We start from the raw sequence: 26,451 nt of genomic DNA on the forward strand, positions 1-26,451 counted from the left end.
AGCCGCTGCCGACGGCTCAGCCCGCGCGACCGGCCACCGGCGCCGCGCTCGCCGCCGGAGCAGTGACCGATTCGGTGACCGATTCAGTGACCGGTTCAGCAACCGGTCCGGTGGCGGCATCGGCGGCCGGCGCGCCGGCCGCCGATGCTGACGACGCAGGCGATGCAGGCGACGTAACGTGGCTGACATCGCCGTCCCACCCGCCGCCCAGCGCCTTCACCAGACCGGCGCTGGCGACCATGCGCCGGCCCATGGTCTCGACCAGACTCTGCCGCGATGAGAACAGGGTGTTTTGCGCGGTCAGCACGTCGAGGAAGGTGACGGTGCCCGCCTTGTAGCTGTTGTTGACGATGGCCAGCGCCTGCGTTGCCGATTCGACCGCCGCACGACGGATCGTCGCCTCGCGCGCCAGCACGCGCAGTGTCGCCAACTGGTCCTCGACGTCCTGGAACGCTTCGAGCACCGCCTGCTTGTAGAGCGCGACCTGGTTGTCGTAATCGGCGCGGTTGGCCTCCACCTGCGCCCGGCGCGCGCCCGCATCGAACAGGGTCGCGGCCAGCGACGGCCCGAGCGACCAGAAACGGGCCGGCGCGGTCAGCCAGTTTGAGAACGTGCTGCTCTGGAAGCCACCTTGCGCGTCAAGCGTCAACGTCGGGAAAAAGGCGGCCTGCGCCACGCCGATCTGCTCGTTGGCGGCGGCGGCACGCCGCTCCGCCACCGCGACGTCCGGCCGGCGCTCGAGCAGCGTCGACGGCAGCACCGCGGGGATGCTCGGCGGCTCCGCATCCAACGGCGCGGCGGCCAGCGAGAAAGTCGACGGGTTGGTGCCCACCAGCACCGCGATCGCGTGTTCATAGGTGGCGCGCGTGCTCTGGTTGTCGAGCGCGGCAGCCTCCGCCGATTGCAACTGGGTCTGCGCCTGGATCACGTCGGCGCGGCCGACCACGCCCTGCGCATACCGGTTCTGCGTCAGCGTCAGGCTCTGACGATAGGCCGCGACGGTGTCGTCCAGCAGGGCCTGCAGCGCATCCGCGGCGCGCAACTGGAAATACGTCTGGGCCAGCGTGGTCTGCGCCGACAGGCGGGCATTGGCGACCTGCGCGGCGGCCGACTCCGCGCTGGCTCGCTGTGCGGCGGTGCCGCGCCGGACGCTGCCCCATACGTCCAGTTCCCAGGACGCGGCGAGATTGGCCGTGTAGGAGTTGCGCACGCTGCTCGACGATCCGCCGTAATAGCTGCTCGCGGCGGTACTGCCGCCGCCGTTGCTGCTGCGGGTCCGGCTGGCGTTTGCGCTGACAGTCGGAAACAGTCCGGCGCGCGCGTAGTCCACCAGCGCGCGGGCCTGGCGCCACGATGCTTCGGCCGCCGCCAGATTCTGATTCGACACGTCGACCCGCTCGATCAGCGCAGCGAGGGTCGGATCGTCGAACACCCGCCACCAGTCGCCGCGTGGCAGCGCGTCGGCCGGCTGTGCGACCTTCCAGCCGTTATCGGCTTCCTTGAAACTGGCCGGCACCGAAGTCTCGGGCCGCACGTAGTCAGGCCCGACCATGCAACCGGCCAGCGCGGTCAGCGCCACGCAACAGACACTCGCTGTCGCCATGCCACGCGGCATGAACCGGGAAGGCGGGACGAAGGCCTGCAACTGGGACAGTGGCGGAACGCGGAACCGAATGGACATGTTGGCAAGAAAGGCGACGGCGAGACGGGCGGGGGTTGGGCTGCTGGGCTGCCAGGTGGCTCGGTTGTGGCGGGAACGGTATCGGCTGCGCGCCGACGAGGCGTCATGGCCGCGATGGACGCAACCGCACCGCGAAGTGCCGCGCGGTCCGTGATTGCCGCGCTCCGCGCAGCACGGAGACCGCAAGCGTAGACCAAATCGCCCGCCGATGTGTGCCGTCCAGATTACGCGATTTTGCGGCGCACTGTCCCGTCGGATCGCTCGCGCCGCCTGGCGCCGGCGCGCGGCTGGATTGCCGGCCGGCGCGGCTCAGCGCCGGAAGGTCAGGCGCGCCTCACCGTCGCGTTGCAGCGGCCCGAGCAGGCCGATCAGCCCGCGCAACGCCGGCAGCCGGTCGGCCTCCGCCCGCGCGGTCCCGTCGAAGCGGAAGCCGGCGCCATCGCCGCGGCCGCTACCGTCGAGCAGCAGCGGCCCCTTCAACGTGCTCAGCGCCAGATCGAAGGTGCCGGCCGCGGCCTCGATGCGCACGCGATAGTCGCCCAGCGGCGCGACACGCGACACGGCCGAACGGGTGTCGCGCAGCGTCAACGTCGCCTGGCCCGCGCTCCGCCCTGCCGTCACGCGCCAGGGCGTCCAGTCGGCGCGCAATTCACCGTTCAATGCCAGCGTGTTGAACGGCGCCCCAAGTCCCTCGAACAGGCTGACCGGCAAACGCATGCTGCCCGCGGACAAGGTGGCGCCGGCGGGGCGTGCGTCGAGACGCACCGGCTCGCTCATGGCCTCGTCATGCGACAGGTCGATTCGCAACGTGCCCAACAGCAGGGGCAGGACGTGCGTGCGCCATTGCAGCCGCCCTGGCAGCAGCGTTGCGGTACGGGCGTCGGGACCCGCGCTGAGCTGCAAGGTGGCCGCGCCGCGCCACACCGTGCCGCTCGCGCCGACCAAAGCGATGCGTGCGCCGGTCAGCCGCGCAACCTGCGGCGTCAGCCACGCCGCAGGCAGGATGGCCAGCGTGGTGAGCCCGCAGCTGAGCAGGGCGACGACGCACCATGGCCAGGCCTGCCGTAGCCGCGTGGCGCGCGGGCGCGCCGCTGCGCGACGCTTCATGGCGCGCCCGCCGGCCGCAGCGTCGCATTCACGTCGACACGGCCAGGCCGGTCCGGGTCGTCGAACGTGGTGAACTGCGCCTCGGCCAGCCGTACCCGGTACTGCAGGCGCACGTCGTCGAGCCAGCCGACGAACTGCCCGAACGCCACGTTCTTCAGTTGAACCCGTACGCCGTCACTGCCGCTCGACACTTCTCCGCCTGCAATGGCCCGCGCCACCAGCGCGGCCTGCAGCGCGTCGCGCAGCCCGTCGCCGGACGGCACCGAGCGGCTTGCGCGCGGCCGCAAGCGTTGTGCGTCCTGGGCCTGCGCCTGCATCACCGCGAGCTGGCGCGCCTTGCCGGGCAACGCCGCCGCGGCCGCCGCGCGGCCGTTGACGGCCGGCGCCAGCAGTACCGCGTAGAAGAAGTAGGCGGCCAGACAGGAGGCCAGCACCGCCAGCAGGATGCGCTCGCGCGGCGAGCGCGCGGCGAGCCAATCGTCGAATCGATCCTTCATTGAGCGGCTCCCGGTGTCGCCTGCCGCACGTTCCAGCGCTGGCCGGCACCCGTACCGCGCAGGCCGTTGCGCGCCAGCCGCTCGCCGAAGCCGGCGTCGATCTGGCTGCCGGGCCGGAACACGACCTCCAGCGCGCGGTCGCGGTAGGTCATCGAAGCGATGGCCGTCGCCGGGATCGCGCCGAGCGAGCGGGCCAGGCCATCGGCGAGCGGCAGGAAGTCGTCGGGCGACAACTCGCCGACCGCCGTGCGCAGCGTCGCCAGTTCGCGGCTCATCTGCTGCGGTGGATCGAGCACGACGGTCAGTTTCGGAAACGCGTCGAGCAGCGTCTGCGTCATGCGTTCATCGAGCCGCTGGTTCTCGCGGCGCAGACGCCACCAGTCTAGGTTCACACCGACCGTCGCAACCAGCAGCGCGGCGGCCAGGAAGCCGATTGCCCAACGCATCCGCCGCGCCAGTGCGGCGGGGCCGCGCCCGTCGCCGACGAACTCGAACTGGCGCAGGTCGTGCGGACAGGCCAACGCGCCGGCAGCCTGCTGGGCGCTGGACAGCATCCGTGCCGCCAGTGCATTGGCGATCGGCGCATCGGGCGTATCGAGCCAGATCGCCTCGGACGGATCGACGCCAAGCGCGCCGGCGGTCGCGGCGAAGTCCTGCGGCGCCACGTGCAGCCCCTCGGCCAAGGCCGGCTCGTGCCGCACGATCAGCTCGAGGCCGGACAGGCCGTCCTCCGCGACGAATAGTTGAGCCGGACTGGCAGGCACACCGCTCGGCAGGCTGACGGGTTCGCCCGGCTCGCCGGACTCTCGGCGCGCCGGCGTGGCCAGTTGCGGCTCGCTGCGCGCCGCTGCGGATACCGGCGCGGTCGACGGCGCCAGCATCGGCTCCGCCAGCGCGGCGGTCCCGTAGCCGGGCAAGGTCAGCGCCTGGGCGACGAAACGCACCGCACCGCGCGCTGCGAAGGAATCGACCAGGAACGCGAACCAGGCCCGGTCGATCACCGCCACCACGTCCGGGTGGACGTCGTCGCGATCCGCGCGCAGGCCTCGCCACAGCGCAAAGTGGCAGCGCTGGGGATCCTGCAGCAATGCATCCTCGACCAGGTTCGGGAGCGCCAGACGCAGGCGGCTGGCCGGCAGCGGCGGCACCTTCGCCGGCAGCAGCAGGGTATCGGCGGCCGCGACCACCGCGACGGTGCGCCGCGCCGGCGGCAGCAGCTCGCGCGGTGCACGGCCCTGGTTGACCAGCGCGCCCTGGCTGTCGCACAGCACGAAGCCCAGCGCCGGCAGCCGCCAGCCGTCCGGGACGGGCAGGGGCACGGACGCGGCAGGCAGGCTGCCCGGCTCGTCACCCAGCGCGTCGAGCGGCACACAGGCCCGCGCGGGTGGGAGGAAAACGATCAAGGTGCTCAATTCAGAATCCGGTCAGGGACGGGTTCGGGCCGACGGTAGAACGGGGCGGATGCGGTCCATGCAGGCACGCGGTCGCAACAATGCCATCCTCTTTTGCTCCTGTCATGACTCGTCGACGCTGACGATGCGCGTTGCATGCGTGCGTGGATCGCGGAAGATCAACGCCACGCGCGTCAGTTCCGCCCGCTCGTGACGAATCGTGCCGCGCACGAAGAAAAAGCGCGTGGTGACGTCGAACCGGTCCGACGACAGTTGCACGTCCTTCACGAAGCGCTGCAGACGCAGTTGCGCGTCGCCGATATTCAGGAAAAACGCCTGCTCGCGATTCGCCACGAGCGCCTGCGCCGCCTCCAGTGGCAACTCGATCACCGACGCGGCGATGACTTCGGCGCTGGCGGTGTTCAGGTTGATCGGCGTGGGCATCGGCAACACGGTGACGAACGGTGACAGACGTGCGATCACCTCGGCACTCACGCCGGGTGTACCGATCAGGTTGGCCAACGACGTGATCGGCAGCGGTCGGTCGGCATCCTGTGCGCCCGCGAGGCCGACGCCGTCACCGCCCGGTCCGCCCGTGCCATCGCCGAAGCCGCGCGCGGGGCCGCCCATCGGGATCGATTCGAGCACGCGCTGGGCGATCAGCGGCGCGAGCTTGCCATCGACGCCGAGCAGTGCAAGCAGCTTGGCGAACTGTCCGAGGGACGCGTCGTTCAGCGTGCGGCCTTCCAAGGACACCGCAACAAGGTTGCGCAGGTTGAAGCGCGCCTGCGCGTCCTCGATGGCGCCGGTGAGGAAGGTCGCGTCGCCGTTGTTGCCCCGGCCACGCTCGAAGCGGCCGATGAAATCCGACAGGCGGGTTTCGGCGATCGGCACGTCCCAGACGCCTCCCAGATACGTGACTGCCGCGCTGTCGGCCTGCGCGCGCAGGATCAGACGGGTCCAGTCGAAGGCGCCGCGCGAGACCCACACCGCCTGCTGGCCGAGGCGCTGGTTTTCGACGCGGCGGATCTGCACTTGTTGCCGCCACAGCAGGCCGCTCACCAACACCGCGGCCAGCGCTACGACCACCAGCGCGGTGATGATCGCGGCGCCGCGCTGCGGGCGGCGGCGCGCGGCGCGACGATGCTGGCAATGCCGGTCGCGGCGTTGGTCGCGCCGCTGGTCACGGCGTTGTACGTCGCAGCGTTGCAGGTCGCGTCTCATTGCCCGACCATCATCAGCCGCGTCACGACGCGCGGCGTGTCGCCCACCTGCAACTGCACTTGCAGGCCATCCAGTTGGCGCGCGGCGACGACCGGAACGACGTCGGCCTGCGCCCGCGCCGGCGGCGTCGCGGGAATGCCGTCAACCAGACCGCGTCCGTCGATCCACACACGTACGCCGAAGCCCCGCACGTCGTCGACCAGCGCCACCTCGGTGCCGCCACTCACGCCCGCCAGCGCGCCGCGCATCTGGCCGACGGTCGCCAGCGCGGGCGACGTCTGCCGCAGCAAACGGCCGTCGACGACCCGGTAGCGAATCACCTGCAGGCGGCGCGCGCCGTCCGGCAGGTCGACGCGCCGCACGATCATCAGCGCACCGCCGCGCAGTGCCACCGCCGCGCCCAGAGATTCCTCGTCGGTGGCGGCATGGCGTGCATCGGTGCCGATCTGGTCCAGCGCGGCGCCAAGCGCGCGCAGCGCCGTTATCTGGGCTTCGAGCGCGCGGTTGGCGCGTGCGATCTGGTCCAGCCCGCGCCACGACAGCACGGCGACCACCGCCAGCAGCGCGATCGCGACGAGCAGTTCGAGCAGCGTGAAGCCGCGCACTGGCCGGCGCGCCGGCGCTGCACGGCGCCGCGCAGCGGCGCGTTCAGAGCGGGCGCGTGACTTCATTCGGCAGCACCATGATGAGGTCGGCCAGCAGGGTGGCGCCGGTCTGCGCGCTGGTGACGCTCACTTCGACCTTGCGAAACAGCGGATTGGCCGTCTCGCTCACCGTCTGATGGCAGACCAACTCCAGCGGCCCCTGCGGACAGTCGAACTGGGTGCGGCCGACCGGCAGCCAGGCGCGGGCCAGACGCAGCTCGGTCAAGCGATTGTCCGCGCTGTAGCTGGCCAGCAGCCGCGCGCGCAGCGCGGCCTCGTTGGCGGAAACGGCGCCGGCCGCACGCAGTGCGGCGCCGAGCGCAATCGCAATGATCGCTAACGCAACGAGCACCTCGACCAGCGTGAAGCCGCGCGCGGCCGGCCGCGCGCGCCGCCCTGCACGCGTGATCGGACTCCTGGGACTCATGGGGCTGGCGGGATTCATGGCCGCACCTCGTAACGGCCGTTGCCGGTGGTCCATACGACGACCTGGCCGGCATCCGACCCCAGCGTGACCGCGGCGGGCTGGCCGACGCTCTCGGTCCCGAACACGAGCCGCTTGGCGTCGTGCTCGCCCGCGTAATCGATGCGCGCCTGAGCGACCCCGCCGCGCCAGGTGCGCGGCCGCAAGAGATCGTCGCCGATCACCCGCCACTGGTCGGCGTCGCGGACCATGAAGCGGTAGCCGCCCGGCACCGGCTGCCAGACGACCGGCCGCGAGCGCAGTTGCGCCTCGTCCGACGCCGACTCGAACAGCAAGGCCAGCCGTCTGGCCTCGTCGACCAGCTCGGTGCGCGGATTGCGCGTGAGCGAGAGCGATGCGAGCGAGACCAGGATCGCGCCGATCACGATCACCACCAGCATCTCGATCAGCGTGAACCCGCCCTGTGCCCGGCTGGCCGCTCGCATTGCCGCGCGCACCGTGCCGCCTTACATCCAGGAGCCGATATCCGCGTCGTTGCCTTCGCCGCCCGGCTTGCCGTCGGCGCCGTAGCTGAAGATGTCGACCTCGCCGTGCACGCCCGGATTCAGGTACTGGTACGGATTGCCCCACGGATCATTGGGCAGACGTTCGATGTAGCCGCCCGCCTTCCAGTTGTTCGGCACCGGGTCGGTGCTCGGCTTTTCGACCAGCGCGCGCAGGCCCTGCTCGGTGCTCGGATAGCGGCCATTGTCGAGCCGGTACAGGCTCAGCGCCTGCTTCAAACTGGCGATGTCGGTCTTCGCCGCGGTGATGCGCGCCTGATTCGGACGATCCATGATCTTCGGCACGATCAGGGCGCCGAGGATGCCGATGATCGCGATCACCACCATCACTTCGATCAGGGTAAAACCGCGTTGCCGGCGGCGTTCGCCGATGCGTTTTGCTTGTTGCGACTTCAGCATGGTTTCTCTCTTCGTAAAAACGGTCGAAACGGCGCCGCATCGCGCGGCGCGCGCGCTGCAGGGCCTGGCGCGACGATACACCAGCGGCTCGCGCCAGCGCCGCAGATCGGGTAAAACTCGGTGCCGCAGTGGCCATTCGACGCGCGTCCCGGGGTGCATCCCGAGGTGCATTCCGAGGTGCATTCCGTCACGCGGCGGACGTAGAATGCGCGCATGAACGCCTCTTCCTTCTCCGCACGTCTGCCCCGTTTCGGCGCCAGCCGCGTCGCGCCGCCGGCTGGCTGGCCCGAACGCGTGGCCGCGCTGGGCGCCTTCGCCGTATTCTGCGCGACGCTCACGTACTGGACCATCACCCTGGCCACGCCGCTCCGCCAGCCGGATGCGGCCGTCGCCGCCACGCCGGAGCCGACGCACAGCGAAGCGGCCGGGCTGCTCGGCGGCAACCAGGCGCCGCAGCGCCCCCTCAAGCTGGTCGGCGTGCTGTCGCTGGACCGTGGACGCGCGGCGGCCATCATCGACGTCGGCGGCACCACCCGCGTCATCACCGCCGGCCGGGCAATCGACAACGACAACCGCCTGGTGGAGGTGCGCGGCACCTCGATCGTCGTCGAGGCCAACGGCGCGCGCAGCGAAATCCCGCTCAACACGCGGCCGGCCGGCGGCGCCGCTGAGACCACCGTCTACGTGCGCTGAGCGCAGCGGGCGCGCCGCGCCGGTTCGGATCGCCCGCCTGCTCATTGCACCATTTGGTTCAGCTCGATGATCGGCAGCATCACCGAGAGCACGATGACCAGCACGATGCCGCCCATCGCGACGATCAACAGCGGTTCGAGCAGGCTGGTCAGGAACATCGTGCGCCGCTCCAGTTCGCTCGACTCGCCGGCCACCGCGCGGTCGAGCATCGCGGTGACGTCGCCAGTGGCCTCGCCCGAGCGGATCAGGTGCACGAGGACCGGCGGAAACACGTGCGTGCCGCCGAGCGCGCGCGACAGCGCAACGCCTTCACGCACCCGCACGATGGCTTCGTCGACGTGCCGCTTCATCACTTCGTTGTTCAACGTGTCGCCGGCCGCCTGCAGCGCGCGCAGGATCGGTACGCCGGCCGCCGACAGGATGGCCAGCGTGCTGGCGAAACGCACCGTGTTGTAGCCACGCACCAGGCGCCCGGCGAGCGGCAGGCGCAATAGACGGGCATGCCACGCATGGCGGATCGACGGCACGCGCAGCGCACGCCGCACCAGGAATACCAGCAGTGCGGTGCCGCCGAGCAGCGCCCACCACGCCGAGCGGACGAAGCCGGACAGCGCCAGCATGATCACCGTGAGCAGCGGCAACGCCTGCTTGGTATTGACGAAGACGTTGACGACCTGCGGCACGACATAGCTCAGCAGGAAGGTCACGATGCCGAAGGCGATCACCGTGACGATGCCGGGATACAGAAAGGCGAGCTGGATCTTCTGCTTGAGCGCGTTGCGCTGTTCGAGGTAGTCGGCCAGTCGCGCGAGCACCAGGCCGAGCCGGCCGGTGTGCTCGCCAGCCGAGACGATGGCCCGGTAGATGTCCGGAAAATCGCGGGCGTGCCATTGCAGCGCGCCGGCGAGCGACTGGCCGCCGACCACTTCCGCGCGGATCGCCGCGACCAGTTCCCGCACGTAGTCGCGTTCCGATTGTTCGGCCAGCACGCTCAGCGCTTCGTCGAGCGGCAGGCCCGCCGTCAACAGGCTGGCCAGTTGGCGCGTCAGCAGCGCTTGTTCGCGCGCCGCCAGGCGTCGGCCAAAGCCGCCACGCCGCGCGGTGCCGGGCGCCTCGCTGCCGACGGCCGCCTCGACGGACAGCGGCGTCTGGCCCTGGCCGCGCAGAATGCCGCGCGCGGCGCGCGCGCTGTCGGCTTCCAGCACGCCGCGTCGCGTCTTGCCGTCGGCGCCGACCGATTCGTAGCGAAACGCCGGCATCGTCAGGTTCCGCCGGTCACGCGCAGGACTTCCTCGCGCGACGTCGCACCGCTGGCCAGCCAGCGATCGGCATCCTCCCGCAGGGTGCGCATGCCGCGCGTGCGCGCCGCGGCGAGCAGCTCGGCGTCGCTGCGCTGTTCGTGCACGAGCGTGCGCAGGGCATCGTCGAGCACCAGCAGTTCGTAGACGCCGCGCCGTCCCTGGTAGCCGGTATCGCGGCACTGCGCGCAGCCGACCGGGTGCCAACTGCCGTCGCGTTCGACCTTGCAGGCCGGACAGAGCTGGCGGACCAGACGCTGCGCGAGCACGCCGAGCAGGCTCGAGGCCAGCAGGTAGGGCTCGACGCCCATGTCGGTCAGCCGCGTCACCGCCGAGGCGGCGTCGTTGGTGTGCAGCGTCGCCAGCACCAGGTGGCCGGTCAACGACGCCTGCACGGCGATCTGCGCGGTTTCGAGGTCGCGGATTTCGCCGATCATGATGATGTCGGGATCCTGCCGCAGGATCGAACGCAGCGCGCGCGCGAAGTTCATGCCGATGCGGTCGTTCACCTGGGTCTGGCCGACGCCCGGGAGGTCGTATTCGATCGGATCCTCGACCGTCATGATGTTCGAGGCAGCGGTTTCGAGCCGCGACAGCGCCGCGTACAGCGTGGTCGTCTTGCCGGAACCGGTCGGCCCGGTGACCAGCACGATGCCGTGCGGGCGCGCGATCAACTGGTCGAAGCGCGCCAGCGTGGCCTCGCCCATGCCGAGCGCCTCGAGGTTGAGCCGCGCGGCATCCTTTTCGAGCATCCGCAGCACCGCGCGCTCGCCGTGCCCGGTCGGCAGGGTCGAGACCCGCACATCGAGCGCACGTCCGCCGACGCGCAGCGTGATGCGGCCGTCCTGCGGCAGCCGCTTCTCGGCGATGTCGAGTTGCGCCATGATCTTGATGCGCGAAATCAGCGCGCCGTGCAGCGCCTTGTTCGGCCGGACCACGTCGCGCAGCGTGCCGTCGACCCGGAAGCGCACGACCGACGCGTGCTCGAACGGTTCGACGTGAATGTCCGAGGCGCCTTCCTTCGCGGCCTGCGTGAGCAGCGCGTTGATCATCCGGATGATCGGCGCGTCGTCCTCCGATTCGAGCAGGTCCTCGACCTCCGGAATGTCCTGCATCAGGCGCGACAGATCGACTTCGCCCTCGACCTCGCCAACCACCTGTGCCGCGCTGCCGTCGAGCGCCGCATAGGCACGGTTCAACGCGGTCGCCAACGCGTCGGCCTCGTGCCGCACCAGACGCAGCTTGCCGAAGCGCCGGCCGATTTCGGCCAGCGCCGAGGGCCGCGTGCGTTCGCTGATCCACACTTCCAGCCCGTCGGCATCCTGTGCGGCGATCAGCACCTGGCCCTGGCGTGCGAACGAGTAGGGCACCAGGCGCGTGGCCAGCGGAGACGGCCCGGCGGCAGTCACGGCCGCGAACCCGTCAGGTCGGGCCCGATCACCGGTGCCGAGCCGGGCGCGAGCGGCGCCGTAGCAACCGGCGGCGCCTGCACGGGCGCGCTCTGCACCGGGGCGGTCAACGGCGACGGCACCGCGGGGTTGAACGAGCCGAACGGCACGGTCTGCGGCGATACCGAGGCGGCGGGCGACGGCACCGGCACCGTGCCATCCTTGATCAGCCGGTTGTCCGACTGGTAGTTCTCCGCGCGCATCCGCATGTAGTCATAGCGGCTCAGGGAGACCTGCTCGCTGATCTGCGCGTCGCGCAGAATGACCGGGCGCAGGAACACCATCAGGTTGCGCTTGTTGCGCGACTTCGTTTCTGAGCGGAACAGCGAGCCGATCAGCGGCAGATCGCCGAGCAGCGGCACCTTGCTGTTCGCGTTGCGGTAGTCGTCGCCGATCAGGCCGCCCAGCGCGATGATCGCGCCGTCGTCGCACAACACCGTCGACTGCAGCGCGCGCTTGTTGATCGTGTAGCCGCCAGCCTGACTGGCGGTGCTCGCGTCGACGCTCGAATCTTCCTGGTAGATCGCCAGCTTGATCGTGCCGTTCTGGCTGACCTGCGGCTTCACGTGCAGCATCACGCCCACATCGGTGCGCGAATAGGTGTTGAAGGTGGTCGGGTTGGTCGCGCTGGTCGTCGCCGTCGCATAGGAGCCGCTCGGGATCGGGATGTTCTGACCGACCAGGATCCGCGCTTCCTGATTGTCGAGCGTGATCAGGTTCGGCGTGGAGAGCACGTTGACGTCGCTGTTCGTCGACACCGCCTGGAGCAGGCCGCCGACGCCCAGGATGCTGCCGAAACGGTGCAGCAGACCGATGTTCAGGCCGTTGGCCAGGGTCGGAATCGTCGCGCCGGTCGCGCCGGTGCTGTACGCAACGCCTGCCGTAGTCAGGTCGACGATGCTGTTCAGGCTGCCGGCGGTGACGTTGCTGTTGCCATAGAGAATGTTGTTGCCGCTCGACGACGTCACGCCGCCCTGCCACTGCACGCCCAGCGCGCCGGTGCGGGTAGTGGACACCTCCATGATCAGCGACTCGATATAGATCTGAACCCGCCGCGCGTCCAACTGCTCGATGACGTTGCGCAGGTTGCGATAGACCGGCTCCGGCGCGGTGATGACCAGCGAATTGGTTGCCGCGTCGGCGGTGATCATGCCGCCGCTCTGATCGCCGCCGGACGCGTCGTTGCCCTGCGAACCATTCGTGCCGCTGCCCGTCAGCCCGCTCGACGCGTTGCTCATGCCGTTGCCGCCGAAGCCGCTGTTGCTGCCGCCGATGCCGCCGGACGGCAGCGGCGTGCTCGAACCGCCCAGGCTGCCATTGCTGCTACTGCTGCCGTTGCTGCCGGTGCCGAGTCCATTGCTGGTCGAGGACTGATTACCACCCGGCAAGGCACCGCCCTGCGTGCCCGAGGTGCCGCTGCCCTGGCCCATCATGCTGCGCAGCGTGCGGGCGAGGGTCGTCGCGTCGGCATTGCGCAGCGGTACCACATGGATGTTGCCGGGTTCCCGCGTCGGCGCGTCGAGCTTGGCGACGAGCGCCTTGGCCATTTTCAGGCGCTGCGGATTGCTGGCCCGCAGGATCACCGCGTTGATGCGGCTGTCGGCATTGACGTTGACCTTGAGCGTGGCGTCGGTGTTGCCGATCATGCCCGGATCGAGCAGCTTCGCCGCGACCGCGGCGACGTCCACCGCGTTGGCGTTGGCCAGCGGCACCACCTCCACGTCCATGCCCGCGGCGCTGTCGACGCCGGCGATGATGCTGGCGATACGCCGTACATTGTCGGCGTAGTCGGTCACGACCAGCGTGTTGTTGCCGGGATAGGCCGCGACCGAATTGTTCGGCGAGACCAGCGGCCGCAGCACGGGCAGCAGGTTGTTCGCCGATTCGTTGCGCAGTTGGAAGACCTGCGTGACGATCTGGTCGCCGCGCGCCTGCGGCGCGTTGCCGACGAAAGTCGGCACGCCCTGCAGCTTCGCGTCCGCCTCCGGCACCACCTTCAGGACGCCATGATCGTTGAGCAGCGCGAAACCCTGCATGCGCAACGACGCCTCAAGGGTCTTCAGTGCCTGCTCCGACGACACCGGCCGTTCCGAGACCAGATTCAACTGGCCCTTGACGCGGGGGTCGACGATGATCGTCTTGTTCGCCGCCGCGCCGATGGCGCGCGCAACCTGATCGATGTCCGCATTGACGAAATTGAGCACCACGTCCGCATGGGCGGTCTGGCTCAGCACGACGAAAGACAGTAGAACAGCGGCGCGCCCCAGACGCACTGCCGTCGATTTCTTGATGTCCATACCCGGTTTCAGCCTACGGCTGGCGATCACAAGCTGAAGGCTGGATAGCGCCGCTTGCAAACATATGAGTTGTCAGGTCCGCGCGCAAAGATACACCGGCTTTGTGAAATGAAACACTATTTCCGTGACGCACCGGAAAACGTTGCTTTCCGCTCGTTTCCGGATTGCCTCGTCCCCCTGCGTTGGTAAGATAGCGGCGCATGCGCCCGCCGGCGTTCCGTGACATCCATGTCCCGTCTTTCCAATTCCTTTCTTGCTCGCAGTGCCCGCCTGGGCAGTGCGTTGCGTCTGCTTTGCGCCGCGGCCGTCGCGCTCGGGGCCGCGCCGACGCACGCGCAGGACTGTTTCCAGGCCGCAGCGGAATATCAGGGCGTCAATCCGCTGATCCTGCGCGCGATTGCCTGGCAGGAATCGCGCGCCGATGCGGCGGCGATGAATCGCAATGCGAACGGTACGGTCGACTACGGGCTGATGCAGATCAACTCGGTACACCTCCGGCGGCTCCAGACCTACGGCATCTCGAAAGACAAGCTGATGGAGCCCTGCGCCAATATCTATATTGCCGCCTGGCACCTGCGCAGCAAGATGAACCGCTACGGCAACACGTGGGAAGCGGTTGGCGCCTATCACTCGGAGACACCGAGCCTGCGCGACAGCTACGCGCGGCAGATCATCGCGATCCTCCAGCGCTGGCAGGTGATGCCGCGCTAGGCGCCCATCGGGGTCCGAACCATGCGGGCATGGTCAGGCGGGGGCGCACAGCCGTCGGCATGAGCCGGCACGATTGGGCCGCGGCCCGGGAATCGCGAATCGCGGGCCGATCGAAGCATCGCGGCGGCTGGTTGTCCCGCTCGGCGCGCGTCGAGGGCAGGACGGTACGAAAGCGACGGCTGCTATCAAGCAGGCCGGGCCAAGCCGGCCGCCCTCCGAGCCGATCGCGGAGCGGGATCACGCGGTGACGCGGCCAGCGTCTGAATGCAGGAGGACGGGCAAGGGTCCGCGCGCCCCGGTCTGCGCCGCGCCGACACGGCTTGCTGGCCCGTCAGGGGCGCGCAGGCCGTCCTTGAACGAGCCACGAGCGGTGCGCCGGTGTTGCAGATGAGCGGCCGTCGGGCGGCCGCCCGGTAAAGGGGGATGGAAACGGAAACGCAAACGGAGACGGCCCCCGGGCGCAATGCGCCACGGGGGCCGTCTCGACGCTGGAAAGCGGTTACTTGCTGTTGACCGCGTCCTTGAAACTCTTGCCGGCCGTGAACTTGGCCGTCTTCGCCGCCGCGATCTTGATGGTCTCGCCGGTCTTCGGATTCCGGCCTTCCCGTTCGCTGCGTTCGCCGAGCGAGAACGTGCCGAAGCCAACCAGCTGAACGCTGTCGTTAGCGGCGACACTGGTCTTCACGACCTCGACAAAGGCGTCGATCGTCTGTCCGACCTGGCCCTTGTTCTGACCGGTCTTCTCGGCCACGGCGTCGATGAGTTCCTGTTTGTTCATAAGGCTCCTTCCGAAAGGTTATTGTTTGACTGCTTGCCGGGCGATACCGACCTTGGTCGATCGCTCCTGCCAGGCAAGGCAGACGAGTGCAAAGGCGAACCCTGTGGCCGCCGTCCGATCCGGCCGCACGGTCGTGCGATTCACCACACCGCCGTGCCACCTGGCTTGCAACGATCTCAACTCGTCTGTTAGCGGCTCACATGATACACGTGCCAACGGCGTCTCAACCGGGCGGCGCCGGAGGCCGGTTCGACAAGGCGCACCGGGCTATCTTAGCCTACTGGCGTGCGCCATTGCCGCGCGCCGGATCGAGCGCGGTGTCGCACACCGTCCGCGACGGTTCGCGACGGTTGCCGGTAGCGACTGTCTCACCGAGGTACCGCAGCTTGGCGTCTTGTTCACCCCTCCGATCGGCACCGTGACGAACAGCGAATTCTCTCCATCCCCGCCGGCGCCGCATGCGCTCGACGGCATTGCCAGCCGCGGCGCCGATTGCTTCCTGTCGGCGTTGCGGGCCTGGCGGCAGCAGGCGCGCAGGGCGATCACGATCCTCGACGTCAGCGTGGACGGGCCGCCCGGCAATGGCCTCGATGGCGCGCTCGCATGGCTTGCGGCCGAACACGCCCGGCCGGCATGGACCACTGTTGCGCCGGACGGTGGATCGGTCCCACCCCCGCCCGTGCTCCATTACGTGGTCGCGGTATCGGACGATTTACCGGCATCGGCGTGGCAAGCGCTTGATGTGCGCATCCGGACGACGTTCGCGCGGCCGGACGCAGATGCAGCCAGACGCGCGCCGCCACGCCGTGGCGATGCAAGCGCCCACCACAACCAAGCCGCGGCGCTGCGGCTGGCCTTGCCCGGGCTGCACCGCTTTGCCTCGGACAGCGGCCACCTGACGTTAACGATCGCCACCGGCAAGCAACCGGAGATGACAGGCGCACTGCGGCTGCGGGCCGACCTGATCCTGCTTACCGGTCGCGCACCCGTCAGCCCGGCGCTCGCACGCGCGCTTGCCCGTCTTGCCGATGAGGACGCTGTATTGAGCGCGGCGACGCTGGACGCCGCCAGCCACGATGCGTTGCAGGCCGCCGGCTTTGCATTTGCCCGGCAGCACGGCGCAGCCACGGTCGGCCCCGCAGGGAAATCCGCAGTCACGCCGGCGCTTACCTCCGAGGTTACCCCCGAGCTTATGCCCGTGGTTATGCCACTCCTGGCGCGTTTCGCGCCACGCTGGCGGGTGCGACGTCATCCGCCACCACGGCCAGTCGCGACGGCGCCCGCGGCGACAGACCGTGGTCCGACGGAACCGGACCGCGAGCAAGGCGTCGACGAATCCGCCTCGGCACGCGACAGGCCGGACCGTCCCTGGCGAACCGTGCGGCGCGGCCGCGCAATCGTCATTGGTGCGGGCGTGGCAGGCACGGCGCTCACTGAGCGACTGGCGGCGACCGGCTGGGACGTGCAACTGTTCGAGCGCGATCGCAGCGTCGGGCAAGGTGCGTCGGGCAATCCAGCCGGGGTTTTCCATCCCGCCCTGGCCCTGGCGGAGACGCCGCTCACGCGTCTGAGCCGTGCCGCTTTCGCGCTGGCGCTGCAACGCTGGCCAGCGCTGGTCCGCCACGGGCTCGAATGGCATCCCGACGGGCTGATACAACTGGATCCAGACGGGACCCTCCTCGCTGCCTGCCAGCGCCTCGGCTGGGATCCTGCCTTGGTCGCATCGCTCGATGCGCAAGCCGCCTCGTCGCTGCTTGGCGTGCCCGTCGCCGGCTCGAGCATCTACCTGCGCGAAGCCGGCTGGCTGGCGCCCGCGTCGCTCTGCCAGGCCAATGTGGCTGCGGCAGGACTGCGCGCGCAGTTGCAGCTGGGCGTACAGGTGGCCGCGCTGCGGCAGAGCCCGTTCGGCAGTTGGCAAGCCTTCGACCCGGCCGGCCAGTGTCTGGCAACCGCCGACGTCGCGTTGATTGCCAATGCCGGCGATGCAGCACGCCTGCTCGAACCGCCGAACGCGCCCGTGGAAGCCTTCCGCGGCCAGATCAGCCGGTTCGAAGTCGGTCCGGCACCGCGCCTGCCGCTGATTGGCGAAGGCTACGTCTCGGCATGCGAGGGCGGCTTCATCGCCGGCGCGAGTTACGCGCGCGGGGACGATACGTCGATCACGCTGGCCGATCACCTCGGCAACCTGTCACGGGCTGCCGGACTGTCGCCGGCCTTCGGCGCGCTTGCCGCGGACGACATCGCTGGCGGCCGGGCCGGCGTACGGAGCACGGTCTCCGATCACTTGCCGATGATCGGCCAGATCGCGGACCTGCATGCGGCGCGACGTGCGGCGGAACGCTTGCAGGGCGCCCGTCTTGCCGACATACCGCGCTGTCCAGGACTGTACGGCGCCTACGCCTTCGGTTCCCGCGGTCTCCTCTGGTCGGTACTGGCCGCCGAAGCGATCGTTGCACTGCTCGATGGCAGTCCGGCGCCCGTCGAGGCGCCATTGCTCGATGCAATCGACCCGGCGCGCTTTGCGGTACGTGCGCTTCGCAACCGTTCACTTTGACGCTTTGGCAGGTTGCGAAGGGTCGTCGCGCCTGTGGGTAACTATGTTCGTAACCTCGTTACCCACTGTGTGCGAAAAGTGCATAAGCAGCTTCTTCGCTGTTCCCTTTCGGATCTTGTCCACCCTTCCCAGCGCGCCCCCCACACCTTCCCCCTCTGGTTTTGAATTCTCCAAGTCGTTGAAGCAAAAGAACTAATAAGCCTTATCCACAGGAAGGCAGCGACATTGTTAACTACTATTCTGTTTACCAGTAAGAAAAGTGATAACAGCGTGCTCGACACCTGCCGAAGTGTTGACAACCCTTCAAGCCCGGTCCGTAGCTCGCCCAAACCGAAAAGACCTGGCGGTAAACACAGGTAGACAGCGTTGTCACCCCAAGCCGCTTCGCGCACCCCTCATGCTGTGGAAAACTGCCTTGTCGAGGTGGGAAAAACGGTGGAGGTAAACTGGGTAACCACGCCAGGGGAACACTTCACAAAAAGTTGTTCTTTTTCATCCCCAACGGTCACACCGTTTTTCGGCCTGTTTACCCGTCTGGTAAGTGTTTGTCCGCGATCGGCTTTTGTGTGTTATCCACAGAACCGACGGTCTCTTGTTAACTACTATTCTGTATATACAAGGTAAACAGTGAAAGACGAAACGTCGCCGTTTACCCGTCCGGGAAGTGAGGAACGCTGTGGCACAATGCGTGTCACCCAAGGCCCGGAACATGATTGATCGGTGACAGACATTGACGTCAACGGCGACTCGATGGCCGTGTACCCGGAAGATCCCACCGGGCCCCTCGAGGAGTCAGGGCATGACGTCTGCGTTTTCCTTCCTGCCAAGCTGGCCGGCGAGCTTTGGCCTGGTGTTCTGGTGTGGTTGCGCCTTCCTGGCGGCAGGCGCGCTTGGGGAAATAGGCTGGCAGCGCTGGCGTTTACCGCGTGTGACCGTCTACGGGCTGATCGGCCTGCTGGCCGGCGGCGCGGGCTTCGGCCTCGATACGCCGGGCTTGCAAGGCGGCGCGCGTCTCGCGATCGATCTGGCGCTTGGCCTCTTGCTGTTCGAACTCGGATCCCGCGTCTCGCTGCGCTGGATCCGGCACAACCCTTGGTTGATCGCCACCAGCATCGCCGAGTCGGCCCTTACGTTCGGTGCGGTGCTGGCCGCACTGCTGCTGCTCCGCTATCCATTGCTGGTGTCGCTGGTGGCCGCGGGCATTGCCATCTCGACGTCGCCGTCGCTGGTCGTGCAATTGCGCGCGGAGTTGCGTAGCGAGGGGCAGGTGACCGAGCGCGTGCTGACGCTGGCCGCGCTCAACAGCGCCTACGCCGTCGTTGTGGTGAAGCTGATCTCGGCAGGTCTTCACCAAACGTTCTATGGGAACGTTTTCGCGACGTTGCTGCAACCTGTGTATCTGCTGCTCGGCTCGTTGCTGCTGGCGTACGTGATGGCGCGCTGTTGTCACCTGTTGCTGCGCCGGCTGCCGCCGCAGGACGGTCATGCCTCGGTGGCGCTGTTGGGATTGGTGATGGTGACCATTGCCCTGGCGCAACTGCTGCAGCTATCGACCGTGCTGACGCTGCTGGCCGCCGGGATCTGCTGCAAGAATTTCGTCGAACGGCCCCAGCTGTGGCCGCAGCGCTTCGGCTCGGTTGGCTGGCTGCTGACCGTCGGCATGTTCATGCTGACGATGCTGCCTTTCACCTGGCGCGATGCGGCGCTGGGCGGCGTCGGCGCACTGGCTCTGCTGCTGGTGCGCTTCGTCGCCAAGGGGGCCGCCTGCGCCGCGTTTGCGCGTCCATCGGGCATTTCGCTGCGTCAGGGCCTGGCGCTCGGTGCTTCTCTTGCGCCGATGTCCGCGCTGGCGCTGGTGCTGGTCGACGACAGCTATCGGCTATACCCCCATCTCGATCCGTCATTGCGCGGGATCGTGATCACCGCGTTGGTGATTGCGCAGTTGCTGACGCCGTTCCTGCTGTACCGTTGCCTGTCCCTGGTCGGCGAGCGCGCCGCACCGACCGAGTACTGATCCTCGTTTCACGCCGCTCGCGCGCCACGGAAAAACGCTTATGTCCCTGGAAGCCTTCGTTCCGTCCGAACCCTTCACGCTGGGCGTGGAGCTGGAAGTGCAGGTCGTCAATACGCACGACTTCGACCTGACCCGCGCGGCGTCCGACCTGATGCGGCTGGTCAAGGACGTGCCGGTGCCGGGCGTGATCACGCCGGAGATCACCGAAAGCATGATCGAGCTGTCCACCGGCATCTGCCGCGACTACGAGCAGGTGCTGGCGGAGCTCGCCGCGACGCGCGACGTGCTGGTGGCCGCGGCCGACCGGCTCAACGTCGGGCTCTGCGGCGGGGGCACGCACCCATTCCAGCGCTGGCACGAGCGGCAAATCTACGATGCGCCGCGCTTTCAATACATCTCGGAGGTGTATGGCTATCTGGCGAAACAGTTCACGATTTTCGGTCAACACGTGCATGTCGGCTGCACCGATCCGAACAGTGCGCTTTATTTGCTTCACGCCATGTCGCGCTTTATTCCGCATTTCATCGCGCTTTCGGCTTCCTCACCGTTCGTTCAGGGTATCGATACCGGCTTCGAATCCGCACGCCTGAATTCGGTGTTTGCATTCCCTTTAAGCGGACGCGCGCCATTCGTGCTGGACTGGCACGACTTTGAGATTTATTTCGACAAAATGGTCGGCACGGGCGTGGTCCAGAGCATGAAGGATTTTTATTGGGATATTCGTCCGAAACCCGGCTTTGGCACTATCGAGGTAAGGGTAATGGATACGCCGTGTTCGATCGAACGCGCGGCCCAGACCGCCTGCTACATCCAGATGCTGGCGCGCTGGCTGTTGACGGAGCGCCCGTTCGAGCCGTGCGAGGACGATTATCTGGTGTACAGCTTCAACCGCTTCGAAGCGTGTCGCTACGGCCTGCAGGGCACGCTCGTCGATCCGGCCAATGGCCACCGCCGCACGGTCGCCGAGGCGATCGGCGCGACGCTGGAGGCGCTGCGGCCTCATGCGCAGGCGCTCGGCGCGGAAGGCGCGTGGCAGGCGATCGCCGACGCCGCAGCCAGTGGCGACAACGACGCCGGACGCTTGCGCAGCCTGCATCGGACCGAGCGCTCGCTGCCCGAAGCGGTGCGGCAGCAATGCCTGCGCTGGCGCGGCACGGCGCACTGAAGCCGGGCGATGGACGGTGCAGTGCGATGTCATGCGCAGTGTGAAGCGCCGGCCGCGCCTGAGTGCGCCAGACCGCTTTGCGACGCGCGGCAGTGCCCGTCCGTGTCGCTTATTCGAGCGCATCGACGGTTAATCGGCTCGTACGAGTCGTAAAAAAGCTGTTGTAGTCCTGAATCTTTTTCGTGACTCGCTTAAAATAGCGCCCGACGCTTGCCACAGGGCGCTGCCGCTCTTTGCCGGACCCGCGGCTCCGCACTGATGATTTTGCGATGGACAACTGTCTCGGCCCGGCGGTATCGGGCTTGTGGGCGGCGCTTGTGTTCGATAATCCACGCTGAGTAAATACGAATGAGTGAAGGGGTCTACGGCGACGAAATAACCGGTCGCATTACCCACGGCCTGCTGCGCCTGAGTACCGCAATGCGGAGCCAGGCCTGGAGCTGGGCCGAAGGTGCTGGGCTGACTCCGACTCAAGGCGAGATCCTCGTCCTGCTCATGCAGAGCAAGACGCCGCTGCGGCTGGGTGAGATCGCACGGCAGACGGCGCTGACCGCGGCCACCGCCAGCGATGCGGTGACGACGCTGGAAAGCAAGGGTCTGGTCGAGAAGCGCAGGGCCGTCGACGACGGACGCGCGCTGGCGGTTCGGCTGACTGCCCGTGGCCGCACGGCGGCCAAGAAGGCCGCGACCTGGCCAAAGTTCGTCAGTTCCGCGGCCGGCACGCTGGCAACGGAGGAGCAGGCATCGCTGTACCGCTCGCTACTGAAGCTGATTTTCGAGATGGAAGAGCGGACGCACATCCCGAAGCACCGGATGTGTCTGACCTGCGAGCATTTCGAACCGTTGGCCGAGGCGCCGAAGGGCGGACGTGCCAGCGCTCGGCGTCAGGCGCGCGCGGTGTCCGCTGTCCATCACTGCGACTATTTCGTGATCGATTACTCGGACAACGGCATCCGCCTCGATTGCCCCGGCTACGAGCCGGCCGACGTGGCCAAGGTCAAGAAGATCTGGAAGATCTTCAACCGCGCGGCCTGACCGCGCCGTTACCGGCAGCACGGGCAGGTGGAGGGGCAGGGCAGTCGGGCGGGGCCGCGCCCGGCGCGTGTCAGACGGTCCGGGTGCTGTCAGCGGCGCCCTGGCGGCCTGCCGCCGCCTTCGCCTGGGTACCCCCTGCCCATGTACCCAGCGGCCGTTCCTGGGCCTTCAGAAGCGGCCAGGGGCGGACACGCGGCAGTGACAGGAGCTAGTCGCCATGCCACGGCGGCACCGGCGCCGTCGGCAGCGGTCGCATCGGCGTGGTAACGTCCTGCGATGAATTCTGGAGTCGCACGATGAGCCTGCTGTTCCAAGCCGCCGCCTGGCGCAACCTGACCCTTCCCAATCGCATTGTCATCGCACCGATGTGCCAGTATTCGGCGCTCGATGGCTGCACCACGGATTGGCATACGATCCATCTCGGCAACCTGGCCATGTCCAGCGCCGGCCTGCTCCTCGTGGAGGCCACCGCGGTCGAGCCGATCGGGCGCATCACGCCGCAGGACGTCGGACTCTGGGACGACGTGACCGAGGCGGCCCTCAAGCGCACGCTCGACGCCATCCGGCCGTCGGCCACCACGCCGATCGGCATCCAACTGGCCCACGCGGGCCGCAAGGCGTCCACCCGCCGACCCTGGGAAGGGGGCGACGCAATTCCAGTGGCCGAGGGCGGCTGGCAGACCGTCAGCGCGTCCGACGTGGCGTTCGGCCAATGGCCGGCGCCGATGGCGCTCGACGCGGGCGGACTGGCGCGCGTGCGTGACGCCTTCGCCGCGTCGGCCCGGCGCGCCGTGCGGCTGGGCTTCGAGGCCATCGAGCTGCACATGGCGCATGGCTACCTGTTGCATCAGTTCCTGTCGCCGCTGGCCAATCGCCGCAGCGACGAATACGGCGGCTCGCTCGAGAACCGCCTGCGTTTCCCGTTGGAAGTCTTCGCAGCGGTACGCGAGGTCGTGCCGGCGGGCGTGCCGGTCGGCGTACGCGTATCTGCGACCGACTGGGTAGCCGGCGGGTGGGACATCGAAGGCACGGTCGCATTGGCCGCCCAACTGCGCGAACGAAACGTCGATTTCTTCCACGTCTCGAGCGGCGGCCTTTCCCCTGAACAGACAATCCCGGTCGGTCCCGGCTATCAGGTTGCCCTTGCGGCGGAGGTCAAGCGGCGCACCGGCGTGAACACGGTGGCGGTCGGTCTGATCACCGAGCCGCACCAAGCCGAGACCATTCTGGCGACCGGCCAGGCCGACGCAATTGCGATCGCCCGCGCCGCGCTGTACGATCCCCGGTGGCCGTGGCATGCGGCCGCGGAACTGGGCGCGCAGATCAGTGCGCCACCGCAATATCTCCGCTCGCAGCCACACCAGCTCAAGCGGCTGTTCGGCTAGTCCGGCCGCCGACGATACCCGGCCGGGCGTGGCGCAAGCGGCGTCTGCATTGGCCGCTGGCGCAGCCCGGGCCGGCCACCGCCGCTTCCACGCTGCCCGCATCGATCACACGACACCATGAGCGCTCGCCGCACCATCGTCCGCCGTTCCGGCATCCACGGTCGCGGCGTGTTCGCGCTCAAACCGATCGCCGCGGGCAGCCGTCTGTTCGAATACGAAGGCGAGCGCATCGGCTGGCCTGAAGCGCTCCGGCGCCATCCCCACGATCCCGACAATCCTCACCACACGTTCTACTTCTCGCTGGAGGACGGACGGGTCATCGACGGCAAGTACGGCGGCAACAGCTCGCGCTACATCAACCATTCGTGTGCGCCGAACTGTGCGGCCGAGGAACGCGATGGACGTGTGTTCATCCATGCGCTGCGCGACATTGCCGCCGGACAGGAGCTGTTCTACGACTACGGGCTGGTGCTCGACGGCCGGCACACCGCCAAGGTCAAGCGAGACTACGCCTGCCTGTGCGGCGCCGCGACGTGCCGCGGCACGATGCTGGCCAGCAAGCGCTGAGCGGGCGGGGCGTCGATCGCCCGGTGTGACCGCGACGGTGAGGGTGACGGGCGCCGCGCGCGCATCGCCCCCATCGCCGAGTGCGGCGTTGCAGCCGGCGCTAGTGCGGCGCCTCGCGCCGGACCAGCGGCAGGCGGATCACAAAGCGCGATCCGCCGCCCGCGGCGTTTTCGAAGTGCACGGTGCCGCCGTGCAGCACGACGATGTCACGCACGATCGCCAGGCCGAGACCCGAGCCCACGCCCGAGGTTGCATCGCCGCGGAAAAAGCGCTCGAACAGCGCTTCCGGCGGCTCGCTGCCGATGCCGGGCCCGTTGTCTTCGATATCGATCTGAGCGAATCCGAGCGCCGTGTCCGGATGGACCGGGTCACGCGCGATGCGCACCGTGATATGACCATCCCGCGGGCGGTGCGGCGGCACGTATTTGATCGCGTTGTCGATCAGATTGGCGATCGCCTCGGCCAGCAGCACCGCATCGCCGCGAACCGGCAGAGCCTCGTCGGCCTCCCGGCTGTCGTGGAAACCGAGATCCAGGCCGGCATTCAGCGCGCGCGGCACCCATTCGGCACCGGTCTCGAAGGCCAGCGCGGCGACGTCCAGCACCACGAAGCGGGCCACCTGTTCGCTCGGTTCGGCGCGCGCCAGCGACAACAGCTGATTCGATAGCCGCACCGCCCGGTCGGCCGATTCCCGCAGCTCGGTCAGCGCACGCTGCACGCGGCCGGCGTCGCCGCCGTGCACGGCCTGATCGGCGTGCAGCTTGATCGCCGTGAGGGGCGTGCGCAACTGGTGGGCGGCGTCGGCCACGAATTTGCGTTGCGCGTCGAGCGCCTGCGCCAGACGGCCGAGCAGCGCGTTCAGCGCGCCGGTCAACGGCCGGATTTCCAGCGGCACGTCCGTTTCGTCGACCGGTTCGAGCGAGCGATGGGTCTGCCGGTTGAGGGAGTCGGCCAGCCGCGTCAACGGGCTGAGCTGCTGCGTGACGACCCGCCATACGATCAGCCAGCCGGCCAGCAGCAGGACCAGCAGCGGCACCGCGATGGCGGCCAGAAACTCGGCCGCGAGCTGATAACGGCGTGCATTCCGTTGGGCGACTTCGACCACCGCCTCGCTGCCATCCGCGAGGCTCACGCGGGCGAGCGCGATGCGCATGCGGTCGTCATGCAGCAGACCGTCGAACACGGACTGGTCGCGGCATTGGCGTGCCGCGGAGTCGCACAGCGGCAGCGCGGCGTCGCCGGCCAGTTCGACCCCGTCGGCGATGACACGATAGCTGAGCGGTTCGTCCGGGTCCGAGAACATCGCCTGGGCGAGCGGCGGCACCGCGTGCTTGGCGTCCGGCCCCGCCAGCCGGATCTGCGCCGCGACGCCGTTGGCAAGGTCGAGCAGCGCACGGTCGACGACGCGACCGGTGTACTGCCAGGCCAGCCCGAAGGCCAGCAGACCGCTGGCAAGCGCGAGGAACGACAAGGGCAGCGCCAGGCGCCGCAGCATCGAACGACGCAGGCTCGGGATGTTCGTGTGCTCCGTCGCGTGGCCGCGCCGCGCCATGGTCACGAGGCTGCCGACGGCGCGTCCTGGGCGATGGCCTGCAGCAGGTAGCCGAAGCCGCGCACCGTGATGATCTCGACGCGGCAATTCTCGAGCTTCTTGCGTACCCGGTGAACATAGACCTCAATGGCCGTGTCACCGAGATCGCCACCGAAATAGGTCAGGTGATCCTGCAGTTGCGCCTTGCTGACCACGCGTCCGTGACGCAGCATCAGCAGTTCCAGCACCGCGAATTCTCGGGGCGACACTTCGAGCGCCCGTTCGCCGTTGAAGATGCGGCGGTCGACACCTGACAGGCGCAGGCCGCCGACGCTCACCTCGGGGCGTGGCAGGTCGCCGTGGGCGCCGGCGCGGCGGCTGACGGCACGGATGCGCGCCTCCAGTTCCGCCGGCTCGAACGGCTTGACGATGTAGTCGTCGGCGCCGCTGGTCAGGCCCTGCACCCGATCGTCCAACTCGTCGCGCGCGGTCAGGATGATGACCGGCGTGTGGCGGTTGGTCTGGCGGAAGCGGTTGAGCAGTGTCATGCCGTCGATGCCGGGCAGGCCCAGATCGAGGATCACCAGGTCGTGCTTGTTCTGCGCCAGCAGTTTCTCGGCCGGCTGACCGTCGTGCACCATGTCAACCACGAATCCGCTCTCTTCGAGGCGGCTCTGGATGCCGCGGGCAATGCCGCGGTCGTCTTCAATCAGGAGAAGTCGCATCTGTTCGCTCAAGTACAATGACAAGCCGTTCGGGGCTCATGCAGCCGATCACATGCCGACCATCACGATCACCGACATCGAGGCAGCAATCAATTTCTGGCGTCAACGTTCGCCTTCGGTCGGCGACGAGATGCGCCTGTGCGCACCGGCCGGTGATCTGGCCCGATGCTATGCGCTGATGATCGTTAACGGATGGGAAGCCGTTTCGGCCGACCAGCTGGAACCGGCCGCGCATCAAGCGTGGCAGGGTTATCTGTCGGCCACGCAAGGGAAAAGTAAGGACGGCCCTGCGGCCGGATGACGCAGCTGTGGGAGCGGCT

Annotated in this window: 24 protein-coding genes; 9 read left to right on the plus strand and 15 right to left on the minus strand. The window is 68.3% G+C overall.

From position 1 onward, the window contains the following. Window positions 1-16 precede the first annotated feature (16 nt). The 9 genes from BLU54_RS10050 to gspG all read right to left on the minus strand — a co-directional run bounded on the left by BLU54_RS10050 (window position 17) and on the right by gspG (window position 7,930). Window positions 17-1,615, minus strand: a complete 1,599-nt coding sequence (locus BLU54_RS10050; protein WP_091907641.1) for an efflux transporter outer membrane subunit — start codon at window positions 1,613-1,615, stop codon at window positions 17-19. Window positions 1,616-1,990: 375 nt separating this feature from the next. Then, window positions 1,991-2,788, minus strand: a complete 798-nt coding sequence (locus tag BLU54_RS10055; protein ID WP_091907643.1) for a type II secretion system protein N — start codon at window positions 2,786-2,788, stop codon at window positions 1,991-1,993. Then, window positions 2,785-3,285 carry a type II secretion system protein GspM gene (gene gspM / locus BLU54_RS10060; RefSeq protein WP_091907645.1) on the minus strand — a complete coding sequence of 167 codons (501 nt, stop codon included), beginning with the start codon at window positions 3,283-3,285 and terminating at the stop codon, window positions 2,785-2,787. The genes BLU54_RS10055 and gspM overlap by 4 nt, the downstream gene beginning before the upstream one ends. Continuing rightward, window positions 3,282-4,697, minus strand: coding sequence for a type II secretion system protein GspL (gene gspL / locus BLU54_RS10065; RefSeq protein ID WP_091907647.1), 1,416 nt, complete (start codon window positions 4,695-4,697; stop codon window positions 3,282-3,284). Before gspL ends, gspM begins: the two co-directional genes overlap by 4 nt. Before the next feature lie 102 nt (window positions 4,698-4,799). Further along, window positions 4,800-5,900, minus strand: coding sequence for a type II secretion system minor pseudopilin GspK (gspK, locus tag BLU54_RS10070; RefSeq protein WP_091907649.1), 1,101 nt, complete (start codon window positions 5,898-5,900; stop codon window positions 4,800-4,802). Next, window positions 5,897-6,571 carry a PulJ/GspJ family protein gene (locus tag BLU54_RS10075; RefSeq protein WP_091907652.1) on the minus strand — a complete coding sequence of 225 codons (675 nt, stop codon included), beginning with the start codon at window positions 6,569-6,571 and terminating at the stop codon, window positions 5,897-5,899. Before BLU54_RS10075 ends, gspK begins: the two co-directional genes overlap by 4 nt. Continuing rightward, window positions 6,549-6,989 (minus strand): type II secretion system minor pseudopilin GspI, encoded by a 441-nt coding sequence (gspI, locus tag BLU54_RS10080; protein ID WP_091907654.1) that lies wholly within the window; start codon window positions 6,987-6,989, stop codon window positions 6,549-6,551. Before gspI ends, BLU54_RS10075 begins: the two co-directional genes overlap by 23 nt. Further along, window positions 6,986-7,453 (minus strand): GspH/FimT family pseudopilin, encoded by a 468-nt coding sequence (locus tag BLU54_RS10085; RefSeq protein ID WP_091907656.1) that lies wholly within the window; start codon window positions 7,451-7,453, stop codon window positions 6,986-6,988. Before BLU54_RS10085 ends, gspI begins: the two co-directional genes overlap by 4 nt. Before the next feature lie 21 nt (window positions 7,454-7,474). Beyond that, on the minus strand, window positions 7,475-7,930 hold the full coding sequence (gene gspG, locus BLU54_RS10090) for a type II secretion system major pseudopilin GspG (protein ID WP_091907658.1): 456 nt from the start codon (window positions 7,928-7,930) through the stop codon (window positions 7,475-7,477). Window positions 7,931-8,143: 213 nt separating this feature from the next. On the opposite strand from gspG, the gene BLU54_RS10095 reads away from it, so the two are divergent. After that, entirely contained in the window at window positions 8,144-8,623 is a 480-nt protein-coding gene (locus BLU54_RS10095; RefSeq protein WP_091907660.1) for a hypothetical protein, read from the plus strand. 41 nt (window positions 8,624-8,664) lie between these two features. Here the strand turns inward: BLU54_RS10095 and gspF are convergent, their stop codons facing one another. From gspF to gspD, 3 genes are read right to left on the minus strand one after another with little or no spacing between them, the layout of a single operon-like run. Beyond that, a complete protein-coding gene (gspF, locus tag BLU54_RS10100; protein WP_091907662.1) occupies window positions 8,665-9,882 on the minus strand; it encodes a type II secretion system inner membrane protein GspF in 1,218 nt (405 codons plus the stop codon). A 2-nt stretch (window positions 9,883-9,884) separates the two neighbouring features. Then, window positions 9,885-11,330: a type II secretion system ATPase GspE gene (gene gspE, locus BLU54_RS10105; protein ID WP_091907664.1), complete on the minus strand. Its 1,446-nt coding sequence runs from the start codon at window positions 11,328-11,330 to the stop codon at window positions 9,885-9,887. Further along, window positions 11,327-13,666, minus strand: a complete 2,340-nt coding sequence (gene gspD, locus BLU54_RS10110; RefSeq protein ID WP_091907666.1) for a type II secretion system secretin GspD — start codon at window positions 13,664-13,666, stop codon at window positions 11,327-11,329. The genes gspE and gspD overlap by 4 nt, the downstream gene beginning before the upstream one ends. A 228-nt stretch (window positions 13,667-13,894) precedes the next feature. Here gspD and BLU54_RS10115 point away from each other — a divergent pair, with 228 nt between their 5' ends. Next, window positions 13,895-14,377, plus strand: a complete 483-nt coding sequence (locus tag BLU54_RS10115) for a lytic transglycosylase domain-containing protein (protein WP_091907669.1) — start codon at window positions 13,895-13,897, stop codon at window positions 14,375-14,377. Window positions 14,378-14,876: 499 nt separating this feature from the next. On the opposite strand, the gene BLU54_RS10120 is transcribed toward BLU54_RS10115, so the two are convergent. Next, complete coding sequence (locus BLU54_RS10120; protein ID WP_091907671.1) at window positions 14,877-15,155, minus strand: HU family DNA-binding protein; 279 nt, start codon at window positions 15,153-15,155, stop codon at window positions 14,877-14,879. A gap of 418 nt (window positions 15,156-15,573) precedes the next feature. Here BLU54_RS10120 and mnmC point away from each other — a divergent pair, with 418 nt between their 5' ends. From mnmC to BLU54_RS10150, 6 genes are all read left to right on the plus strand, one after another. After that, window positions 15,574-17,709: an FAD-dependent 5-carboxymethylaminomethyl-2-thiouridine(34) oxidoreductase MnmC1 gene (mnmC, locus tag BLU54_RS10125; protein ID WP_211435329.1), complete on the plus strand. Its 2,136-nt coding sequence runs from the start codon at window positions 15,574-15,576 to the stop codon at window positions 17,707-17,709. 799 nt (window positions 17,710-18,508) lie between these two features. Continuing rightward, window positions 18,509-19,723: a cation:proton antiporter gene (locus BLU54_RS10130; RefSeq protein ID WP_091907674.1), complete on the plus strand. Its 1,215-nt coding sequence runs from the start codon at window positions 18,509-18,511 to the stop codon at window positions 19,721-19,723. Between the two features lie 40 nt (window positions 19,724-19,763). Next, window positions 19,764-20,888, plus strand: a complete 1,125-nt coding sequence (locus BLU54_RS10135) for a YbdK family carboxylate-amine ligase (RefSeq protein ID WP_091907676.1) — start codon at window positions 19,764-19,766, stop codon at window positions 20,886-20,888. 348 nt (window positions 20,889-21,236) lie between these two features. After that, window positions 21,237-21,923 (plus strand): MarR family winged helix-turn-helix transcriptional regulator, encoded by a 687-nt coding sequence (locus tag BLU54_RS10140; protein WP_091907678.1) that lies wholly within the window; start codon window positions 21,237-21,239, stop codon window positions 21,921-21,923. A gap of 296 nt (window positions 21,924-22,219) precedes the next feature. After that, window positions 22,220-23,308, plus strand: coding sequence for an NADH:flavin oxidoreductase/NADH oxidase (locus tag BLU54_RS10145; protein WP_091907680.1), 1,089 nt, complete (start codon window positions 22,220-22,222; stop codon window positions 23,306-23,308). A gap of 117 nt (window positions 23,309-23,425) precedes the next feature. Further along, entirely contained in the window at window positions 23,426-23,875 is a 450-nt protein-coding gene (locus tag BLU54_RS10150; RefSeq protein WP_091907682.1) for an SET domain-containing protein, read from the plus strand. A 100-nt stretch (window positions 23,876-23,975) separates the two neighbouring features. On the opposite strand, the gene BLU54_RS10155 is transcribed toward BLU54_RS10150, so the two are convergent. Next, on the minus strand, window positions 23,976-25,427 hold the full coding sequence (locus BLU54_RS10155) for a sensor histidine kinase (protein ID WP_091907684.1): 1,452 nt from the start codon (window positions 25,425-25,427) through the stop codon (window positions 23,976-23,978). Between the two features lie 2 nt (window positions 25,428-25,429). After that, window positions 25,430-26,131, minus strand: a complete 702-nt coding sequence (locus BLU54_RS10160) for a response regulator transcription factor (protein WP_091907686.1) — start codon at window positions 26,129-26,131, stop codon at window positions 25,430-25,432. Between the two features lie 52 nt (window positions 26,132-26,183). On the opposite strand from BLU54_RS10160, the gene BLU54_RS10165 reads away from it, so the two are divergent. Further along, on the plus strand, window positions 26,184-26,432 hold the full coding sequence (locus tag BLU54_RS10165; protein WP_091907689.1) for a DUF3717 domain-containing protein: 249 nt from the start codon (window positions 26,184-26,186) through the stop codon (window positions 26,430-26,432). Window positions 26,433-26,451: the final 19 nt, after the last annotated feature.

This window comes from Chitinasiproducens palmae, from assembly GCF_900095735.1.
GTDB lineage: Bacteria > Pseudomonadota > Gammaproteobacteria > Burkholderiales > Burkholderiaceae > Chitinasiproducens > Chitinasiproducens palmae.

Excerpts from the sequence above, each read along its gene's own strand:
- BLU54_RS10130 (WP_091907674.1), top strand. The coding sequence starts at position 18,509 with ATGACGTCTGCGTTTTCCTTCCTGCCAAGCTGGCCGGCGAGCTTTGGC.
- BLU54_RS10135 (WP_091907676.1), top strand. The coding sequence starts at position 19,764 with ATGTCCCTGGAAGCCTTCGTTCCGTCCGAACCCTTCACGCTGGGCGTG.
- BLU54_RS10055 (WP_091907643.1), bottom strand. The coding sequence starts at position 2,788 with ATGAAGCGTCGCGCAGCGGCGCGCCCGCGCGCCACGCGGCTACGGCAG.
- gspF (WP_091907662.1), bottom strand. The coding sequence starts at position 9,882 with ATGCCGGCGTTTCGCTACGAATCGGTCGGCGCCGACGGCAAGACGCGA.
- BLU54_RS10160 (WP_091907686.1), bottom strand. The coding sequence starts at position 26,131 with ATGCGACTTCTCCTGATTGAAGACGACCGCGGCATTGCCCGCGGCATC.
- BLU54_RS10085 (WP_091907656.1), bottom strand. The coding sequence starts at position 7,453 with ATGCGAGCGGCCAGCCGGGCACAGGGCGGGTTCACGCTGATCGAGATG.
- BLU54_RS10050 (WP_091907641.1), bottom strand. The coding sequence starts at position 1,615 with ATGCCGCGTGGCATGGCGACAGCGAGTGTCTGTTGCGTGGCGCTGACC.
- gspM (WP_091907645.1), bottom strand. The coding sequence starts at position 3,285 with ATGAAGGATCGATTCGACGATTGGCTCGCCGCGCGCTCGCCGCGCGAG.
- BLU54_RS10145 (WP_091907680.1), top strand. The coding sequence starts at position 22,220 with ATGAGCCTGCTGTTCCAAGCCGCCGCCTGGCGCAACCTGACCCTTCCC.
- BLU54_RS10140 (WP_091907678.1), top strand. The coding sequence starts at position 21,237 with ATGAGTGAAGGGGTCTACGGCGACGAAATAACCGGTCGCATTACCCAC.
- BLU54_RS10155 (WP_091907684.1), bottom strand. The coding sequence starts at position 25,427 with ATGGCGCGGCGCGGCCACGCGACGGAGCACACGAACATCCCGAGCCTG.
- gspG (WP_091907658.1), bottom strand. The coding sequence starts at position 7,930 with ATGCTGAAGTCGCAACAAGCAAAACGCATCGGCGAACGCCGCCGGCAA.
- BLU54_RS10095 (WP_091907660.1), top strand. The coding sequence starts at position 8,144 with ATGAACGCCTCTTCCTTCTCCGCACGTCTGCCCCGTTTCGGCGCCAGC.
- BLU54_RS10115 (WP_091907669.1), top strand. The coding sequence starts at position 13,895 with ATGTCCCGTCTTTCCAATTCCTTTCTTGCTCGCAGTGCCCGCCTGGGC.
- BLU54_RS10120 (WP_091907671.1), bottom strand. The coding sequence starts at position 15,155 with ATGAACAAACAGGAACTCATCGACGCCGTGGCCGAGAAGACCGGTCAG.
- gspD (WP_091907666.1), bottom strand. The coding sequence starts at position 13,666 with ATGGACATCAAGAAATCGACGGCAGTGCGTCTGGGGCGCGCCGCTGTT.
- gspI (WP_091907654.1), bottom strand. The coding sequence starts at position 6,989 with ATGAATCCCGCCAGCCCCATGAGTCCCAGGAGTCCGATCACGCGTGCA.
- BLU54_RS10165 (WP_091907689.1), top strand. The coding sequence starts at position 26,184 with ATGCCGACCATCACGATCACCGACATCGAGGCAGCAATCAATTTCTGG.
- BLU54_RS10150 (WP_091907682.1), top strand. The coding sequence starts at position 23,426 with ATGAGCGCTCGCCGCACCATCGTCCGCCGTTCCGGCATCCACGGTCGC.
- gspK (WP_091907649.1), bottom strand. The coding sequence starts at position 5,900 with ATGAGACGCGACCTGCAACGCTGCGACGTACAACGCCGTGACCAGCGG.
- BLU54_RS10075 (WP_091907652.1), bottom strand. The coding sequence starts at position 6,571 with ATGAAGTCACGCGCCCGCTCTGAACGCGCCGCTGCGCGGCGCCGTGCA.